Origin of the sequence: Streptomyces pseudogriseolus (assembly GCA_002154585.1) — a bacterium.
In the GTDB taxonomy this organism is placed as follows: Bacteria; Actinomycetota; Actinomycetes; order Streptomycetales; family Streptomycetaceae; genus Streptomyces; species Streptomyces pseudogriseolus.
Map to the genome: position 1 here is coordinate 1 of MUNG01000326.1, position 2,247 is coordinate 2,247.

General features: G+C 71.3%; 2 protein-coding genes. Both read left to right on the forward strand.

Features of this window, described 5'->3' with window-relative positions; all coding sequences use genetic code 11:
- The coding region (locus CCN29_RS25845) for an outer membrane protein assembly factor BamB family protein (RefSeq protein ID WP_442538496.1) at nt 1–1,705 on the forward strand (1,705 nt) is incomplete at its 5' end.
- A gap of 213 nt (nt 1,706–1,918) precedes the next feature.
- Nucleotides 1,919–2,247 (forward strand): response regulator (locus CCN29_RS25850; protein ID WP_143661381.1); only part of this gene is annotated, 329 nt, incomplete at its 3' end.

A 2,247-nucleotide genomic window follows, 5' to 3' on the forward strand; every position in this document is an offset into this window, starting at 1 on the left:
GCCCGGCTACGGCTACCCGCAGCAGGCGCCGCAGCCGCAGCCGCCCCAGCCGCCGGCCGGGTACGGCTACCCGGCGCAGCAGCCCGGCCCCTACGGGCAGCCCGGGCCCTACGGCCAGCCGCAGCAGCCCGGCCCGTACGGGCAGCCGCAGCAGCCGGGGCCGTACGGGCAGCAGCCGCCGTACGGCTACTCGCAGCCGACCGTGCCGATGCAGGCGCAGGCCGCGCAGCAGGGCGGCGGGCGCAAGGTCAACGCCCAGGTGGCCATCATCGTGTCGGCCGTCGTCGCGATCGCGCTGATCGTCGGCGCCGGCGTCTGGTACTCGTCCTCGTCCGGCAAGGACGACGACAAGCAGACCACCGCCGAGGGCGGCGACACCAAGGGCGGCGACGGCAAGGAGGGCGGCGGCTCCGGCGACGGGGGCGCCACCACCGGCGAGGCGAAGGAGAAGGCGCCGGCCGCCACCGGGTCCAAGGTGCTGTTCCAGGTGCCCGCGCCCAAGGTGCCCAAGGGCACCACGAGCATCCCCACCTCCGGCTCCTGGCTGACCGACAGCGTCTACGCCAAGAGCGGCCTGTCGGAGATCACCGGCTACGACCGCGAGACCGGCACCAAGAAATGGACGCTCGACCTGCCCGGCCCCGTGTGCACGGCGACCCCGCACGTGACCGAGGACAAGAAGACGGCCATCGTCTACAAGCCGGGCATGCCCACCAAGCAGGACCCCCAGTCGTGCACCGAGGTCGCGGTGATCGACCTGGAGGCCGGCACCAAGGTGTGGTCGAAGAACGCCAAGTCCGGGACCATGCCGGTCAGCTTCAACAACGTCACGCTCAGCGGCGGCACCGTCGCGGCCGGCAGCACCAGCGGCGGCGCCGCCTGGGACCTCGCCACCGGTGACGAGCGGTGGGCGCCGAAGACGTCCGACTCCTGCTACGACGCCGGCTACGGCGGCGGCGCGAAGCTGGTCGCGGTCCGCAAGTGCGGCTCGTACGACCAGCGTCAGCTGCACATCCAGAACGTCGACCCCAAGACGGGCGACGTCATCAGCGAGTACAAGATGGACGAGGGCATCGAGTACGCGGCCGTCGTCTCCACCGACCCGCTGGTGGTGGCCGCCGACGTCGGCGACACCGCCGGTGACGGCAGCGGCATCTCCGACTTCTTCTCCATCGACAACAAGACCGGCAAGCTGCGCGCCCGCCTCTCCGCGCCGGGCGACGAGTTCGCCGCCCGCTGCGACGGCATCTACAAGGTGGAGAACTGCACGGGGGTGACGGTCGGCAACGACCGGCTGTACATCGCGACCGAGGAGCACGACAGCGGCGGCGAGTCGTACAGCCAGACCAACGAGGTCGTGTCCTTCGACCTCGCCACCGGCCGTCAGACCGGTCAGCGCGCCGACGCCGGCGTGGACTACGAGATCTACCCGCTGCGCATGGACGGCCCCAACGTCATCGCCTACAAGCGGCCGCCGTACGACAAGGGCGGGCAGGTCGTCAGCATCGACGGCGGCTCCTTCAAGCAGACCGTCCTCATGGAGAACCCGTCGACCGAGGCGGTGCGCGACGTGGAGACGCGGATGCTGCCGGACTACGCGGAGATCCTGTACGGGCAGGGCGGGCTGTACATGTCGTCCGTGTACGCGAGTGACTTCACGAGCAAGGAGAAGGAGTACGCGGTGATCGCCTTCGGTACCGGGTGATCGTCCGCTGTCGCCCTGTGCCCTCGCCGACGGCCCCGTCCCTGCTCAGGGACGGGGCCGTTCGCGTACCGCTCATCACACGCTCTTCGCCATCGAACACGAGAATTTCGGCGATCCGGGGCGATTCTCTCCGGTAGGGGGAGCGCGACGTCGAACAAGCGTGTAGCTTCCGGGGGCATCCGGGGGTGTGTTGTCTGGGGGGATGGTTGTCCGATGGGAGTGCGGCTGATGGTGGTCGACGACCACCGACTGCTCGCCGAGGCGCTGGCCTCGGCGCTGAAGCTGCGAGGGCACAGGGTGCTGGCCGCGGCGGCGCCCGCGGCGGGGGCCGCGGACCTGGTGATCAGCAGGGCGCCGGAGGTCTGTCTGCTGGGGACGGCGGCGCCGGCCGAGGCCGGGACGTTCGATCCGGTGGTGAAGATCAAGCGGGAGCGGCCGCAGGTGGCGGTCGTGGTGCTGGGGCCGGTGCCGTCGCCGCGGGGGATCGCGGCGGCGTTCGCGGCGGGGGCGTCGGGGTACGTCCGGCACGACGAGCGGATCGA